Here is a 14,218-nt window from a genome sequence, read left to right on the forward strand (position 1 = left end):
CCTCGAGGGGCAGCGACCCGCGCAGCGGTGGCGCGTGGGGGCAACGGGTCCGGCGCAGGGCCGCCCCAAGCCGGATCAGCCCCCTCGGGGGGCAGCGACCCGCGCAGCGGCGGCGCGTGGGGGCAACAGCACACTTGCAATGGCCAACATGATCAATGCCACGGCAGCCCAGTCCTGCCAGTGCAACACCTCGTTCAGCCACCAGGCGCCGCTGAACACGCCCAGCACCGGAATGAACATCACCGACAGCGTGGACGCCACTGGCGGCAGGTCGCGCGCCATCATGAGCCAGGCCACCTGCGCAAAGGCGAACACACCCAGCGCGTTGTAGACGATCGCGCCCCAGATCGCAGGCGTGGGCGCCACCCAGGCCGCTCTCTCGAACAACACGGCGGCGGCCGTCATCCACAGCGTGGTGACGAGCGTCATCCAGAACGAGATGGCCAGTGTGGGCTGGGGCAAGGTGGTCCGGCGCAGCATCTGCGTGCCCAGTGCCCAGGCGGCCGCGGCGATGAGCATCATGGCCACGCCCAGCGGTTTGCCGGTGAGCTGGGTGAGTTCGTGCCACAGCAACAGCATCACGCCCAGCGCCGCGGCACACACGCCGCCCCAGGCACGCGCACCCAGCCGCTGCCCGAACCACCAGGCTCCGACGATGGCCGAAAACACCGGCATGGTGTAGCCCAGAATGGCTGCACGGCCGCTGGACAAGGTCTGGATGGCCAGCACCGCCAGCGTGTGCCAGACCAGCATGTTGAAGACCGTGAGCACGGCCAGTTCGCGCCAGTGTTCGCGCCCGATGCGAAACGGCACGCGCCGCCACACCAGCACCAGGCCCAGCACCGGCAAGCCGATCCACATGCTGATGGTGCGGAAGGTGAGCGCCGGAAAACCGGTCACGCCGAGTTTCATGATGGGCCAGTTGATGCCCCACACCAGGGTCAAAAGAACCAGTAGGACGAGTTGTTGGCGCGAGAGGGCTTGCATGGGTGGCGATCTTAGTGGGAACCCTCCCCGGTACGCCATGCGGCCAGCACACCAGGCGCGCACCTAAAATCCCCTCATGACTTTTCTCGACATGCTGCGCGGCGCCGAGCGCCAGAACCGCTCCCTGCTCTGCGTGGGCCTCGACCCGGACCCCGCGCGCTTCCCCTCGAAGCTCCAGGGCGACGCCAGCCGCATCTTTGATTTCTGCGCGGCCATCGTCGACGCCACGGCCGACACGGCCATCGCCTTCAAGCCCCAGATCGCCTACTTCGCCGCCCACCGTGCCGAAGACCAGCTCGAGCGCCTCATGGAGCACATGCGCCGCACCGCGCCGCACGTTCCGACGATCCTGGACGCCAAGCGCGGTGACATCGGCAGCACGGCGCAGCAGTACGCCATCGAGGCCTTCGAGCGCTACGGCGCCGACGCTGTGACGCTCTCGCCCTTCATGGGCTTCGACTCGGTGCAGCCCTACCTGCAGTACCACGGCAAGGGTGCGTTTTTGCTGTGCCGCACCTCCAACCCGGGCGGCGACGACCTGCAGAACCAGCGCCTGGCGTCCATCGACGGTGAGCCCCTGCTCTACGAACACGTCGCGCGGCTGGCCCAGGGCCCCTGGAACCTCAACGGCCAGCTGGGCCTGGTGGTAGGCGCCACCTACCCGACCGAAATCGAGCGCGTGCGGTCCATTGCACCCACCCTGCCGCTGCTGATTCCCGGCGTGGGCGCACAGGGCGGTGACGCCGTGGCCACCGTGCGCGCGGGTCTGCGGGTGCAGGGCGACACGACCACCGGGCCGATCATCGTGAACTCGTCGCGCGCCATCCTGTATGCCTCTGCCGGTGACGACTTCGCCGCAGCGGCCAGGCGCGTGGCGCTCCAGACCCGCGACGAACTGCAGGCGGCTGCCAGCTCACCGAGGTCCGCATGATCGACCTGTACACGGCGGCCACGCCCAACGGACACAAGGTGTCCATCGCGCTCGAAGAACTCGGGCTGCCCTACACGTTGAAGGTGCTCGACCTCTCGAAGAACGAGCAGAAGACACCGGCCTTCCTGACGATCAACCCCAACGGTCGCATACCGGCCATCGTCGACCACGAACTCGACGGCTTTGCGGTGTTCGAGTCCGGCGCCTGCCTGGTCTACCTGGCCGAGAAGACCGGCCAGTTGATGCCCACCGATGTGCGCGGCCGCTCGCTGGTGATGCAGTGGCTGATGTTCCAGATGGGTGGCATCGGGCCGATGATGGGCCAGGCCAACGTGTTCTTTCGCTACTTCCCCGAGAAGATCCCGTCGGTGATTGACCGCTACCAGGGCGAGAGCAAGCGCCTGTTCCGCGTGCTCGACGAGCGCCTGAAAGACCATGAATTCCTGGCCGGCGACTACTCCATCGCGGACATCGCCAACTGGGCCTGGGTGCGCACGCACCGGTGGTCGGGCGTGGATGTGGACGACCTGCCGCACCTGGTGCGATGGCGCGATGCGATCCGCGCACGCCCGGCGGTGCAGCGCGGCATCGAGCGCCCGGCGTCCAAGGTGGACCTCACGCGCGACGGGGACGCCGGTGCCCAGCGCTTCGCCGAAGAAGCCCGCCGCATGGTGGAAATGGGCCAGAGCCTGAAGGGCCATGCCCCATGAAGCTGTTTGTGGCGCCCCGCGCACCCAATCCCCGGCGGGTGCAGATGTTCCTCGTCGAGAAGAACATCACCGGCCTGGAGCTCGTCAACATCGACCTGAATGCGCAAGAGCACAAACAGGCCGCCTACCTCGCCAAGAGCCCGCTGGCCCGCGTGCCCGCGCTGGAGCTCGACGACGGCCGCGTGCTCACCGAAACCCGCGCCATCTGCACCTGGCTGGAGGGCATGCACCCCGAGCCCAACCTGATGGGGCGCGACGCGCAGGAGCGCGCCTTCATCGAGATGGCCGACCGGCGCATGGAGTGGTACCTGATGCTGCCGCTGGCCAACGCCATCCGCCACACGCACCCGGGCTTGGCCCCGCTGGAGCAGCCTCAGTTTCCCGACTTCGGTCAATCGCAACTGGCCAAGGCCACAGACACGGCGGTCTGGCTCGACGGCGAGCTGCAGCGCCAGCCCTGGGTGGCCGGTGACCGCTTCACCATCGCCGACATCACCGCGTTCTGCACGGTGGAATTCGGCAAGCTGATGCGCTTCAAGCCCGCCGATGCGGGCCTGCATGCGTTGCAGGCCTGGCGCGACAAGGTGGCCGCTCGGCCCAGCGCCGGCGCCTGAGAGCCCGGCCCCTCAGCCCCAGGGCGTGGGGGTCTCTTCCAGCGAGCGCTCCATGGCGGGCAACCCGCTCAGACCGGCCTCCAGCCGGGCTTGCAGGGCCTGCTGCCAACCCACCACCCGCGCCGACACCGGTCCCGGCGGCGCCGAGGCGAGCAGGGTGTGTGCAACGGCGAGGTCGTTGAGCTGGCCCAGCAAGGCCTGGGCTTCAGCCAGCACCGCCGTGCTGCGCGCCACGCGCTTCGGGGGCAGCACGCTGGCCAGAAACTCCTGTGCGTAGCGCAACTTCTTCAAGGCAATGCGCAAGGCGTGCCGGCCCTCGGGGCCCATGCGCCGCGCCGCGCGAGCTTGCACCCGCAAGGTGGCATGGCGCTCGCGCAAGGTGGCTTGCGCCCAATCCGCCAGCCCATGGCCAGTGTCGGCGTCACCCGCTGACCGGTCCGCCGGCTGCAGGCACAGCACCGCGCGGGTGAAAGCCAACAGGCGCAGCGCGTGTTCGCGGCTGCCCAGCGCATCGGCCGCGCGACGCCAGGCCGCTCGCCGTTGGTCCTGCACCCAGTCCAGCAGCGCCTGCGCCGAGGTGTCGGCCATCCCGGTCGAACCTGGGTCGTTGGCCATCAGTTCGGGCAACCACTCGGTGGCGAACACGTCCCAGTTGCGCGCGTCGCCCAGCTGGTTGGTCAGCGCCTTCCATTCACCGGCCCAGTGCGCGGCGAAACGCCGGGGCAGGTGTGCGCGAAAGATGCGCAAGCCGGTGCGCAGGCGCCGCAGCGCAACCCGCGCCTGGTGCACGAATTCGGGATCGGGCAGCGTGCCCTCCAGGCCGGGATGCAGCACCCCGGCCTCGTTGGCCTGCAAGTGAGTGAGACAGCTCAAGGCCGCCGCGCGGAAAGCCTGCACCGGGTGCATGCCCGCCTGCAACTGCAGCGCCGACGCTCTCACCGGCTGCAGCCGCTCCCCCATGAACAACGCGTAGCCGCGCTCGGCCTTGCTGCGGTTGGCTGGCAGCAAACGCAATGCGCTCGATGCCTGCCCGCGGGGACCCAGCGCCAGCGTGTGGGCAAGATCGAGCAGGGCGTCCACCGGGCCGTCAAGCAGTTCGAGCTCCAGCTCGAGGATGGGCTGGCGGTGGTTGCCTTGCGCATTGCCGGTGGCGATGAACCCCTGGTCCAACGCCACCTCGACCCGCGCGGGCCCGTGCTGCAGCACCCAGCTGCGCCGGGTGAAGTCGGTGCGAAACACCGGCACCAGTTGCCAGGCCACGCTGGCCAGTTGTTCGGCCAGGGCTGCGTCCTCGACGAGGCTGGCGAAATCGAAAGCGCCCGGTCGGCTGGGCGCCTCCCACTCACCGCGCTGCGACAAGCCCCCCACCGACTGCCCGGCGGTCTTCACCGTCAGCAGCGTCTGGCGGCCCACACGGCGCTCGCGCACGGCCATGCGCTGCGCGCGCAACGCGAGGGTGGAGGTGTCGAAATAGGTGTTGTACAGGCGCTCGCGCCGGGGCACCACGGCCTTGAGCAGCGGGTGCGCCAACAGGCCGGGCAGGTCGTGCGGATGCACGTCGAGCTTGAGTTCGGTTTCTTGAGACAAGGAAGTACCCGGTAAAAAAAGCGAGTGGCGGAGGGTTCGAGTCTGCCACCCGGTCGGCGGGTCGATGACCGGCGCCAGCGCCGCGACGGCCGAGCAGATGTAACTGGTCGTGCGGCAAGGCAACGAAGTAGACTGTTCCAGACCTCACAACACAAGAGACCTGCACCATGAAAAATCCGTCCAGATCCGTATGGGCCTTCGCTGGCCTGAGCCTGGTGATGGCCATTGCCGCCTCCCCCGCGCTGGCCGAAAAGCCCGACCACGCCGGCGGCGGCAAACACGACAAATGGGAGAAACAGGGCGGCAAGGGCGGCGGTAAACGCGATCGCGACGACCAGCCGCGCTACACCCAGCAAGGATCGGGCGACCGCTCCTCCAGCAACGTCGCCGTGCAGATCAACATCGGTGGCTACTTCCAGGACAACCAGCGCGTGGCGGCCCGCGATTACTACGAGCCGCAATTCCGCGCCGGCAACTGCCCGCCCGGCCTGGCCAAGAAAAACAACGGCTGCCTGCCGCCCGGACAGGCCAAGAAGTGGCGCAAGGGCTACCGCCTGCCGTCCGACGTGGTCTATTACCCGGTGCCTGCCGACGTGTCGATCCGCCTGGGCGTGCCACCGTCGGGCTACAAATACGTGCGCGTGGCGGCCGACATCCTGCTGATTGCCGTGGGCACCAGCATGGTGGTCGATGCCATCGAAGACCTGAGCCGCTTCTGAGCATTCGCCCATGCGAGGCTCCCGGGTCGGCATCCAGGCGGTGGCCACGCTGGCCTGGGCGCTGTCGGGTGCGGCGGGCGCTGCCGAGCCGGTGGCCCTCGAAGCCAGCCGGGACTACCTGCTCGGTGCCTCGCTCTCCAGCGGGCGCGACCCCTTCGGCACCAGCGACCAACGCCTGAGCCTGCGCCCGATCTGGGCTTTCCAGCTCGGGCGCTTCCGCTTCGCCACCTCGGGCGCCAGCGCCTTGCTGGCGCAAGGCCGCGAGTCGGTGGACAGCGGCGTGAGCACCGTGCTCACGCGCAGCGACCTGGTTTCCCTGAGCACGTCGTTGGCCATTGACGAGGGCCGCTCCTGGCGCGGTGACCCGGTGTACGACGGTCTGCCCCGGGTCCGTGACACGCTGCGCGGGCGCTTCACCGCTGGCGTCACGCTCAGCCCGCGCTGGAGCGCATCGCTGCGCGCATCGCAAGACCTGCTCGGCCGCGGCGGCGGCCTGCGCCTGGATTCGGGCTTGAATTACCGCCACCCCATCTCGCCACAGACGCACTGGGACCTCTCCATCGGCACAGGCTGGGCCAACCGCACCTTCCGGCAAACGCACTACGGCATCGCGCCCGCCGCAGCTGCGGCCACGGGCCTGCAGGCCCACGACCTGGGCGCGGGCTTTGACACCGTCTCGCTGGGTTGGCGCATCACCTCCGCGCTCAACAAGCGCTGGGTGGCCTATGGCGGCTTGAACGTGTCACAGCTGCAAGGTGCCGTGGCGCGCAGCCCGCTCGCCACCCGCACCACCACCCTGGGTGCCTCGGTGGGCCTGGCCTACCGCAACGACTGACGCTTCACGCGGCTTGAGGCAGCGTCAGCAGGCGCTGGAGGTAGTGCCCGGTGTGGCTGCCCGCGTGCGCCGCAATGGTCTCGGGCGTGCCTTGCGCCACCACCGTGCCGCCACCTGAACCACCTTCCGGCCCCATGTCGATCACCCAGTCGGCGGTCTTGATGACGTCGAGGTTGTGCTCGATCACGACGATGGTGTTGCCCGCGTCGCGCAGCTGGTGCAGCACCTGAAGCAGCAGTTCGATGTCGGCGAAGTGCAGGCCGGTGGTGGGTTCGTCCAGGATGTAGAGCGTGCGGCCGGTGTCGCGCTTGCTGAGCTCCAGCGCGAGCTTGACGCGTTGCGCCTCGCCGCCCGAGAGCGTGGTCGCGCTCTGGCCGAGCTGGATGTAGGTCAGGCCCACGTCCATCAGCGTCTGCAGCTTGCGGTGCAGCGTGGGCACGGCGGTGAAGAAGGTGTGCGCCTGCTCCACGGTCATGTCCAGGATCTGCGCGATGTTCCGTCCCTTGTATTGCACGTCCAGCGTTTCGCGGTTGTAGCGCTGACCGCTGCAGACTTCGCAGGGCACGTACACATCAGGCAAGAAGTGCATCTCGACCTTCACCACGCCGTCGCCCTGGCAGGCTTCGCAGCGGCCGCCGGCCACGTTGAAGCTGAAGCGGCCCGGGCCGTAGCCGCGCTCACGCGCAGTGGGCACCTCGGCCATGAGTTCGCGGATGCCGGTGAAGAGACCGGTGTAGGTGGCCGGGTTGCTGCGCGGCGTGCGGCCGATGGGGCTTTGGTCGACGTTGATGACCTTGTCGAAATGTTCGATGCCTTCAATGGCCTCGTGCTCGGCGGGTTCGTCGTGCGAGCGGTAGAGCGTGCGCGCCACGGCGGCGTAGAGCGTGTCGTTGACCAGGGTGGATTTGCCGGAGCCGGAGACACCGGTGACGCAGGTGAGCAGCCCCACCGGAAACGCCACGCTCACGCCCTTGAGGTTGTGGCCGGTGGCGTTGACCACGCGGATCTCCTGCAGTTCGCCCAGCGTGGCCTGGTGCGCAGCCTCGCGCGCGGCGCGGCGTTCGGCGGCGGGGCTGGGGGCGAAGCGCGGCTTGAAGGCGGCTGTCTTGGCCGCAGCAGCGCTCTTGACCACCGGCAACCACGGCGTGCGCCGCGCCGGCACCGCAATGCTGCGCGCACCGCTGAGGTACTGGCCGGTGAGCGAACCCGGCGTGGCCATGACGGCCGCGCAGGTGCCCTGCGCCATCACACTTCCCCCGTGCACGCCAGCACCTGGGCCCATGTCGATCACGTGGTCGGCGGTGCGGATCATGTCTTCGTCGTGCTCGACCACCAGCACGGTGTTGCCCAGATCGCGCAGGTGCTGCAGCGTGGCGATCAGGCGGTCGTTGTCGCGCTGGTGCAGGCCGATGCTGGGCTCGTCGAGCACGTACATCACGCCGGTCAGGCCACTGCCGATCTGGCTGGCCAGGCGGATGCGCTGGGCCTCCCCACCGGAGAGCGTGTCGGCGCTGCGGTCCAGGCTCAGGTAGTTCAGACCCACGTCGTTCAGGAACTTCAGGCGCTGGCGGATTTCATTGATCACGCGCGCGGCGATGTCACCCTTGGTGCCGCGCAACTCCAGCTTCTGGAAATAAGCCAGCGCATCGCCGAGCGTGACGTGGCTGATCTTGTAGATGGGCTGTTTGTGCTCGCCTTCGCCCACGAACACATGGCGCGCTTCGCGGCGCAGGCGCGCACCGCCACAGTCAGGGCAAGGCTGCACCGCGCGGTATCGGGCCAGCTCTTCGCGCACGGCCGCGCTGTCGGTCTCGCGGTAGCGGCGTTCGAAGTTGCGGATGATGCCCTCGAAGGGGTGCTTCTTGCTGATCTTCTTGCCCGCGCGTTCGCCCGATTCGAGCGCGTAGCTGAACTTGATGTCTTCTTCGCCCGAGCCGTAGAGCAGGGCCTGCTGTACCTGCGCGCTGATCGCGTCCCACGCGCCTTCGGCGTCGAACTTGTAGTGCGCGGCCAGGCTCTCGATCATGGCGAAGTAGTAGCCGTTGCGCCGGTCCCAGCCCTTGATGGCGCCGCTGGCCAGGCTCAGCGTGGGAAACGCGACAACACGCGCCGGGTCGAAGAACTCGGTGTGGCCCAGGCCGTCGCAGGTGGGGCAGGCGCCCATGGGCGAGTTGAACGAGAACAGGCGCGGCTCCAGTTCACCCACCGTGTAGCTGCACAGCGGGCAGGCGAACTTGGCCGAGAAGGCAGTTTCCGCGCCGTTGTCCATGTCCACCGCCAGCGCCCGGCCGTCGGCCAGTCGCAAAGCGGCCTCAAAACTCTCCGCCAGCCGCTGCCGAAGCGGGTTCACGCCTTCTTCTTCACCATCGGTTCGCACCTTGATGCGGTCGATCACGACGTCGATGTTGTGCTTCTCGGTTTTCTTCAGTGCCGGCAGGGCGTCGAAGTCCAGCACGGTCTGGTTGATGCGAAAGCGCACATAGCCCTGTGTCTGCATGTCGGCAAACAGCTCGGTGAACTCGCCCTTCTTCTCTCGCGCCACGGGGGCCAGGATCATCAGGCGCGTGCCCTCGGGCAGGGACAGCACCGCGTCCACCATCTGCGCCACGCTTTGCGCGGCCAGCGGCAGGTCGTGGTCGGGGCAGTGCGGTGTGCCGGCCCGGGCGAACAGCAGGCGCAGGTAATCGTGGATCTCGGTCACCGTGCCCACGGTGGAGCGCGGGTTGTGGGACGTCGCCTTTTGCTCGATGGCGATCGCCGGCGACAGGCCTTCGATCAGGTCCACGTCGGGCTTGTCCATGAGCTGCAGGAACTGCCGCGCATAGGCCGAGAGGCTTTCCACGTAGCGGCGCTGGCCTTCGGCGTACAAGGTGTCAAACGCCAGGCTCGATTTTCCCGAACCCGACAACCCGGTGATGACCACCAGCGAGTGCTTGGGGATGTCGAGGTCGATGTTCTTGAGGTTGTGCGTGCGGGCGCCGCGCACCGACAAAAACGGGCTGGCGTGGCGCAGATGCGCACCACTGATGCGGTTCAACAGCGCTTGTTCGTCGGGCTCCACCGGCACAGTCTCCGGAATATGGGCGCCGGGCAAACTCGGCAGGTTCAGGGCCGGGGGCAGGTTCTGGTTCAAGGCGCGGTGGGTGTGTTCAGGGCAACCCGGCATGATAAGCCGCCCCGGGTTTTCGCGCCGGGTTGCCCGGCGCGCGCAGGCCCATCAAGCACAATATGAGCTTTGCCCGGCGCCGCCTTGTCCTCCCTCAGCACAGCCCCTTCCGATACCCCCGCTTCACAGGCGGCCGCGCGCATGACGCCGACCGAGCGGCGCACCAGCGGTGCTCTGGCGTCGATCTATGCCCTGCGCATGCTGGGCCTGTTCCTCGTGCTGCCGGTGTTCGTGCTGCAGGCCCACACCTATCCCGGTGGCGACGATCCTGCGCTGGTCGGCCTGGCCATGGGAATTTACGGCCTCACCCAGGCCCTGCTGCAGGTGCCGTTTGGCATCGCCTCCGACCGGCTGGGCCGCAAACCGGTGATCCAGGCCGGTTTGGCGCTGTTCGTGGTCGGCAGCCTGATCGCCGCCTGGGCGCCCAGCATGGTCTGGCTGGTGATCGGCCGTGCGCTGCAGGGCTCCGGCGCCATCTCGGCCGCCGTCACCGCCTTGCTGGCCGACCTCACGCGCGACGAGGTGCGCACCAAATCCATGGCCCTGGTCGGCATCAGCATCGCGCTCATGTTCGCGCTGTCGCTGGTGCTGGCGCCGCTGCTGGTGCCCCTCATTGGCCTGGCGGGCCTGTTTGCGCTCACAGCGCTGCTGGCCGCCATTGGCATGGCGGTGGTGGCCTGGGTGGTCCCCCCCGAGCCACCGGTGCAACACGCGCAGAACCGGGGCGGCCTGCGCGAGGTGCTGGGCGACAAAGAGCTGCTGCGCGTGGACCTGGGCGTGTTCGTGCTGCACGCGGTGCAGATCGCCATGTGGATGTCGGTGCCGGCCTTGCTGCTGGAGGCGGGTCTGGCCAGCGCCGAGCAGTGGAAGGTGTACCTGCCTGCGGTGCTGGCGTCCTTGCTGGTCATGGGTGGATTGCTGTTCCGGCTGGAGCGCATGGGCTACTTCCGTCAGGTCTACCTGGGTTCCATCGCGCTGATCGTGCTGGCCCAGATCGGGTTCTGGCTCAACCTGCAGTCACCCTCGTTGTGGGCGGTGGGCGCGCTGCTGTGTGTGTATTTCGTGGGCTTCAACACGCAAGAGGCCAGCCAGCCCAGCCTGGTGTCGCGCCTGGCCGAGCCACGCCAGCGCGGGGCGGCGCTGGGCGTCTACAACACGCTGATGTCGCTGGGCATCTTTGCTGGCGGCAGCCTCGGCGGTCTGGTCATCAGGGCCTGGGGCAGCACCGGAATCTTTTTGGTGAGCGCCAGCCTGATGTTGCTGTGGATGGCGCTGGCCTGGCCGATGCGGCCAGCCCGGCGTTCCTAACGCCCCAGCGGTTCGGGTTTTGGACCCGGGTCGGTGCGATCGCGCAACGACCTCATCATCAGCAACGACATGGTGCTGTAGAGCGGGCGGCTGATCATGCGCGACACCATGCTGGCCAGCAGCGCGCAGGCCATGAGGCTGAGCACCATGCTGTGGCCGTCGGTCATCTCCATCACAATGATCATCGCCGTGATGGGCGTCTGCGTCACGGCGGCCAGAAACCCGCACATGCCCAGCGCGATCAGTGCAGCGCCGTGGGGTGAGTTGAGCAGCCAGGCCACGTCGGCCCCCACGCCGGCGCCCAGCGACAGGCTCGGCCCGAAAACGCCGCCCGGCACACCGGCCCAGGCCGACAGCCAAGACGCCACGAACTTCAAGCCCGTGAACACCAGCGGCTGATGCGCGGCGCCGGGGTCTGCAACCTGGTCCAGAAGCGCCTTCGTGTGCGCGTGGCCCACGCCCACGGCCGCCCCATCGCTGACCACCGCAATCACCGCCACCACCAGACCGCAGGCCGCGGCAAATGCGACCGGACGCTTGCGCCGGTAGGCGCAGAACCGATCGGGCAGCCCCGTGAACGAGGCCAGCATCAAGCGCGAGAGCAGACCACCCAGCAAACCACAGGCCAATGCCACCAGCGCACCCGGCGCCAGCAAACCCCACCACGAGACGGCGTCCGCCCGCACGCGTCCGAAATAGGACAGGTTGCCAAAGGCCGAGACCGCCACCAGGCCGGCCACCACGATGGCCGCCAGCATCAGGCCGCTGCTGCGGTCCTGCAGGCGGCGCGAGAGTTCTTCGATGGCAAACACGATCCCGCCCAGCGGTGTGTTGAAGGCCGCAGCAATGCCGGCGGCACCTCCGGCCACCAGCAATTCCCGGTCGCTGATGCCCGAGGCGGGCGACAGCCATCGCCGGGCGTGCAGCATGACACCCGCGGCCACCTGCACCGAAGGCCCTTGCCGACCAACCGACAGGCCGGCCAGAAGTCCCCCCGACACCCCGAACACCTTGACCACACTCAGCTTGAGCGAGACGAAGCGCGAGCGCTCACTCAGCGGGGTTTCGGGCGCCAGCGCCGTGAGCACCTGGGGCACACCCGATCCCACCGAGCCGGGTGCCCAGCGCCGGATGGTCCAGACGATCAACGCGGTCAGGGCCGGCGTCCAGACCAGTGGCGCCCACCACCAAGCACTTCGCATGCGACCGTACAAATCAATGGCAGCGTCTGCCAGCAGCGTGAATCCCACCACCGCCAGGCCGGCCAGCACGGCGTAGGCAATTACCACGGCCCGGTCCAGCCACTGCCTGCCGCCACCCATTTCGTCGCGCAGGTTCTGCAGGAAATCCGGTTCGCCTTTCATGGGGCGCGAGTGTAGGCCCTGGGGGGGTATCGCTTCGCTTTGCCCCGAACGCTGGCGGTCAGTTGCGGCACAATGACTGACCGTTTTTCGGGCCGGCCCGCGCGGACCGCCCCACTCTCTACAGGACATCAACCATGGCATCCGTCAACAAAGTCATCCTCGTCGGCAACTGCGGCCGCGACCCCGAGATCCGCTACCTCCCCTCGGGCCAGGCCGTGGCCAACGTGAGCGTGGCCACCTCCAGCCGCCGCAAGGACAAGAACAGCGGCGAGATGATCGAAGACACCCAATGGCACCGCGTCACCTTCTACGACCGGCTGGCCGAGATCGCTGGTGAATACGTCAAGAAAGGACGCCCGATCTACGTGGAAGGCCGCCTCAAGTACGGCAAGTACACCGACCAGGCGGGCGTCGAGAAAAACACCGTCGACATTGTCGCCACCGAACTGCAGCTGCTCGGCGGCCGTGAAGGCATGGGTGGAGCCGAGGACAGTGGCAGCGGTGGCGGCTACTCCCGCCCGCCCGCCGCGCCCCGCGCGCCGGCACCGGCCGCGCGCCAGGCACCTGCCGCAGCGCCAGCGCGCCAGTCCAGCGGTTTCGACGACATGGACGACGACATTCCCTTCTGAAGCAGCCCAGGCCCGCGCCGTGAACACACGGCGTGGTGTTTCTTCCTCTAACTGATGCCCACTATGGTCAAAGTTGTCGTTGCAGAAGATCATGCGCTGGTCCGCCAAGGCATCAACATGTTGTTGTCGGCCACAGGCGGATTTGATCTCGTGGCCGAGACCGCGCTGGGCAGCGAAGTCGAGATGCTTGTGGCCTTTCACAAGCCCGATCTGCTCCTGCTGGATCTTGCCTTGAGTGACAGTTCGGGCATCGAAGTGGCTCGCAAGGTGAAGAAGGTTGCGCCCAAGACCAAGGTGTTGATCGTCACCGGCAACGTCTACCCTGGCTCGGTGGCCAATGCGTTTGCCGCGGGGGCGGATGGCTTTGTTCTCAAGCACGAGCAGGGGTCTGAACTGCTTGACGCCATTCAGGCGGTGCTCTCAGGTCGTCAATACGTGAGCCAGCAGGTGTCGAAGGGCCTGGACAGCACCACCAACGCGCGCCCCGGCGGATTTGGACTCTCGCAATCCTTGACGCAGCGCGAACAACAGATCGTTCGCATGATCGCCAAGGGCGGCAGCAATCAGGAGATTGCCGATGCCTTGCACATCAGTGTGCTCACCGCGCGCAAGCACCGTCAGAACGTGATGCTCAAGCTGGGCCTGCACAACGGCGCGGAGATTGCGGCCTACGCCATGCAATCGGGACTGGCAGAAGCGCCCGACCTCGACAACAACCTCTGAACCCCCAGGTACATCCCCCCGTACCCCCGCGCTTCCGGAGGAAGCCGGAAGTCTTGCATACCAAGGGGAAATCGACCCATTATTCGCAAAATAGTGCTCATGCATTATTGGGGGTAGGGGTATCCGAAGCAGATACTTCATCCCATGGTGAACGCATCTTCGGACACCAAACCAACACCAGACACGCGAGGCACATCATGGGGATTCATGCACTGACGCAAGAGGTCATCAAACACCTGGGCTTGAAGACCGAGGTCAAGCTGCCAGCGACCGACGAGATCGACTCCGAAGTCACACCCTCCTCAATCTCGGATGATTACCAGGACATGATCAAGGACTGCTTTCAGATGTTGGGACTCGGCCCCGACCAGATCCGCATCATGGTGCGATCGGTCGGTCTGAACCCCGCTGGCCTGGAGGTCTATGCGGCATTCGTCAAGGTGGTTCGCTGGGACGCCAGCGTGGTGGACATGCTCGCCAAGATGCCCGTGATCGAAAAGAAGATCGACCGGCGCGTGCGTCAGAGTTCGATGGTGCGTTACAGCGCCTTTGCCGGTCTGTGGTTCAGATCACCTGCCGATGTGAACACGCCGCTGGTCACGGTGCATTGAGCGTATTGCGCCATCCGTGCGCATCAAGGGCCTT

13 protein-coding genes are annotated in these 14,218 nt (G+C 67.3%); 9 read left to right on the top strand and 4 right to left on the bottom strand.

What is annotated here, in order from left to right; all coding sequences use genetic code 11:
* Window positions 1-75: 75 nt before the first annotated feature.
* The gene (locus F9Z44_RS18970; RefSeq protein ID WP_159608250.1) at window positions 76-987 is read right to left on the bottom strand and encodes a DMT family transporter; all 912 of its coding nucleotides are present in this window, start codon (window positions 985-987) and stop codon (window positions 76-78) included.
* A gap of 76 nt (window positions 988-1,063) precedes the next feature.
* Here F9Z44_RS18970 and pyrF point away from each other — a divergent pair, with 76 nt between their 5' ends.
* The 3 genes from pyrF to F9Z44_RS18985 are packed head-to-tail and all read left to right on the top strand — an operon-like array spanning window position 1,064 to window position 3,242.
* Window positions 1,064-1,918 (top strand): orotidine-5'-phosphate decarboxylase, encoded by an 855-nt coding sequence (gene pyrF, locus F9Z44_RS18975; protein WP_159608251.1) that lies wholly within the window; start codon window positions 1,064-1,066, stop codon window positions 1,916-1,918.
* Complete coding sequence (locus F9Z44_RS18980; RefSeq protein ID WP_159608252.1) at window positions 1,915-2,628, top strand: glutathione S-transferase family protein; 714 nt, start codon at window positions 1,915-1,917, stop codon at window positions 2,626-2,628. The genes pyrF and F9Z44_RS18980 overlap by 4 nt, the downstream gene beginning before the upstream one ends.
* On the top strand, window positions 2,625-3,242 hold the full coding sequence (locus F9Z44_RS18985; protein ID WP_159608253.1) for a glutathione S-transferase family protein: 618 nt from the start codon (window positions 2,625-2,627) through the stop codon (window positions 3,240-3,242). The genes F9Z44_RS18980 and F9Z44_RS18985 overlap by 4 nt, the downstream gene beginning before the upstream one ends.
* A gap of 12 nt (window positions 3,243-3,254) precedes the next feature.
* On the opposite strand, the gene F9Z44_RS18990 is transcribed toward F9Z44_RS18985, so the two are convergent.
* Window positions 3,255-4,829, bottom strand: a complete 1,575-nt coding sequence (locus F9Z44_RS18990; protein ID WP_159608254.1) for a CYTH and CHAD domain-containing protein — start codon at window positions 4,827-4,829, stop codon at window positions 3,255-3,257.
* Between the two features lie 167 nt (window positions 4,830-4,996).
* Between F9Z44_RS18990 and F9Z44_RS18995 the strand changes: the two genes are divergently transcribed.
* Both F9Z44_RS18995 and F9Z44_RS19000 read left to right on the top strand, forming a co-directional pair.
* Window positions 4,997-5,548, top strand: a complete 552-nt coding sequence (locus tag F9Z44_RS18995; RefSeq protein WP_159608255.1) for a hypothetical protein — start codon at window positions 4,997-4,999, stop codon at window positions 5,546-5,548.
* A gap of 10 nt (window positions 5,549-5,558) precedes the next feature.
* Complete coding sequence (locus tag F9Z44_RS19000) at window positions 5,559-6,383, top strand: MipA/OmpV family protein (protein ID WP_159608256.1); 825 nt, start codon at window positions 5,559-5,561, stop codon at window positions 6,381-6,383.
* Window positions 6,384-6,387: 4 nt separating this feature from the next.
* Here F9Z44_RS19000 and uvrA read toward each other — a convergent pair whose 3' ends face one another.
* Window positions 6,388-9,396, bottom strand: a complete 3,009-nt coding sequence (gene uvrA, locus F9Z44_RS19005; protein WP_442907298.1) for an excinuclease ABC subunit UvrA — start codon at window positions 9,394-9,396, stop codon at window positions 6,388-6,390.
* 294 nt (window positions 9,397-9,690) lie between these two features.
* Between uvrA and F9Z44_RS19010 the strand changes: the two genes are divergently transcribed.
* Window positions 9,691-10,857 carry an MFS transporter gene (locus F9Z44_RS19010; RefSeq protein ID WP_159608258.1) on the top strand — a complete coding sequence of 389 codons (1,167 nt, stop codon included), beginning with the start codon at window positions 9,691-9,693 and terminating at the stop codon, window positions 10,855-10,857.
* Here F9Z44_RS19010 and F9Z44_RS19015 read toward each other — a convergent pair.
* On the bottom strand, window positions 10,854-12,221 hold the full coding sequence (locus tag F9Z44_RS19015; RefSeq protein ID WP_159608259.1) for a chloride channel protein: 1,368 nt from the start codon (window positions 12,219-12,221) through the stop codon (window positions 10,854-10,856). The genes F9Z44_RS19010 and F9Z44_RS19015 overlap by 4 nt on opposite strands.
* A gap of 134 nt (window positions 12,222-12,355) precedes the next feature.
* Between F9Z44_RS19015 and ssb the strand changes: the two genes are divergently transcribed.
* The 3 genes from ssb (at window position 12,356) to F9Z44_RS19030 (ending at window position 14,184) form a co-directional block, all read left to right on the top strand.
* Window positions 12,356-12,850, top strand: coding sequence for a single-stranded DNA-binding protein (ssb, locus tag F9Z44_RS19020; protein WP_159608260.1), 495 nt, complete (start codon window positions 12,356-12,358; stop codon window positions 12,848-12,850).
* Between the two features lie 63 nt (window positions 12,851-12,913).
* Window positions 12,914-13,573, top strand: a complete 660-nt coding sequence (locus F9Z44_RS19025; RefSeq protein ID WP_159608261.1) for a response regulator — start codon at window positions 12,914-12,916, stop codon at window positions 13,571-13,573.
* A 197-nt stretch (window positions 13,574-13,770) separates the two neighbouring features.
* The gene (locus tag F9Z44_RS19030) at window positions 13,771-14,184 is read left to right on the top strand and encodes a hypothetical protein (RefSeq protein WP_159608262.1); all 414 of its coding nucleotides are present in this window, start codon (window positions 13,771-13,773) and stop codon (window positions 14,182-14,184) included.
* The last annotated feature ends 34 nt before the right edge of the window (window positions 14,185-14,218 follow it).

This window comes from Hydrogenophaga sp. PBL-H3, from assembly GCF_010104355.1.
GTDB lineage: Bacteria > Pseudomonadota > Gammaproteobacteria > Burkholderiales > Burkholderiaceae_C > Hydrogenophaga.

Excerpts from the sequence above, each read along its gene's own strand:
- F9Z44_RS18970 (WP_159608250.1), bottom strand. The coding sequence starts at position 987 with ATGCAAGCCCTCTCGCGCCAACAACTCGTCCTACTGGTTCTTTTGACC.
- pyrF (WP_159608251.1), top strand. The coding sequence starts at position 1,064 with ATGACTTTTCTCGACATGCTGCGCGGCGCCGAGCGCCAGAACCGCTCC.
- F9Z44_RS18980 (WP_159608252.1), top strand. The coding sequence starts at position 1,915 with ATGATCGACCTGTACACGGCGGCCACGCCCAACGGACACAAGGTGTCC.
- F9Z44_RS18985 (WP_159608253.1), top strand. The coding sequence starts at position 2,625 with ATGAAGCTGTTTGTGGCGCCCCGCGCACCCAATCCCCGGCGGGTGCAG.
- F9Z44_RS18995 (WP_159608255.1), top strand. The coding sequence starts at position 4,997 with ATGAAAAATCCGTCCAGATCCGTATGGGCCTTCGCTGGCCTGAGCCTG.
- F9Z44_RS19000 (WP_159608256.1), top strand. The coding sequence starts at position 5,559 with ATGCGAGGCTCCCGGGTCGGCATCCAGGCGGTGGCCACGCTGGCCTGG.
- F9Z44_RS19010 (WP_159608258.1), top strand. The coding sequence starts at position 9,691 with ATGACGCCGACCGAGCGGCGCACCAGCGGTGCTCTGGCGTCGATCTAT.
- F9Z44_RS19015 (WP_159608259.1), bottom strand. The coding sequence starts at position 12,221 with ATGAAAGGCGAACCGGATTTCCTGCAGAACCTGCGCGACGAAATGGGT.
- ssb (WP_159608260.1), top strand. The coding sequence starts at position 12,356 with ATGGCATCCGTCAACAAAGTCATCCTCGTCGGCAACTGCGGCCGCGAC.
- F9Z44_RS19025 (WP_159608261.1), top strand. The coding sequence starts at position 12,914 with ATGGTCAAAGTTGTCGTTGCAGAAGATCATGCGCTGGTCCGCCAAGGC.
- F9Z44_RS19030 (WP_159608262.1), top strand. The coding sequence starts at position 13,771 with ATGGGGATTCATGCACTGACGCAAGAGGTCATCAAACACCTGGGCTTG.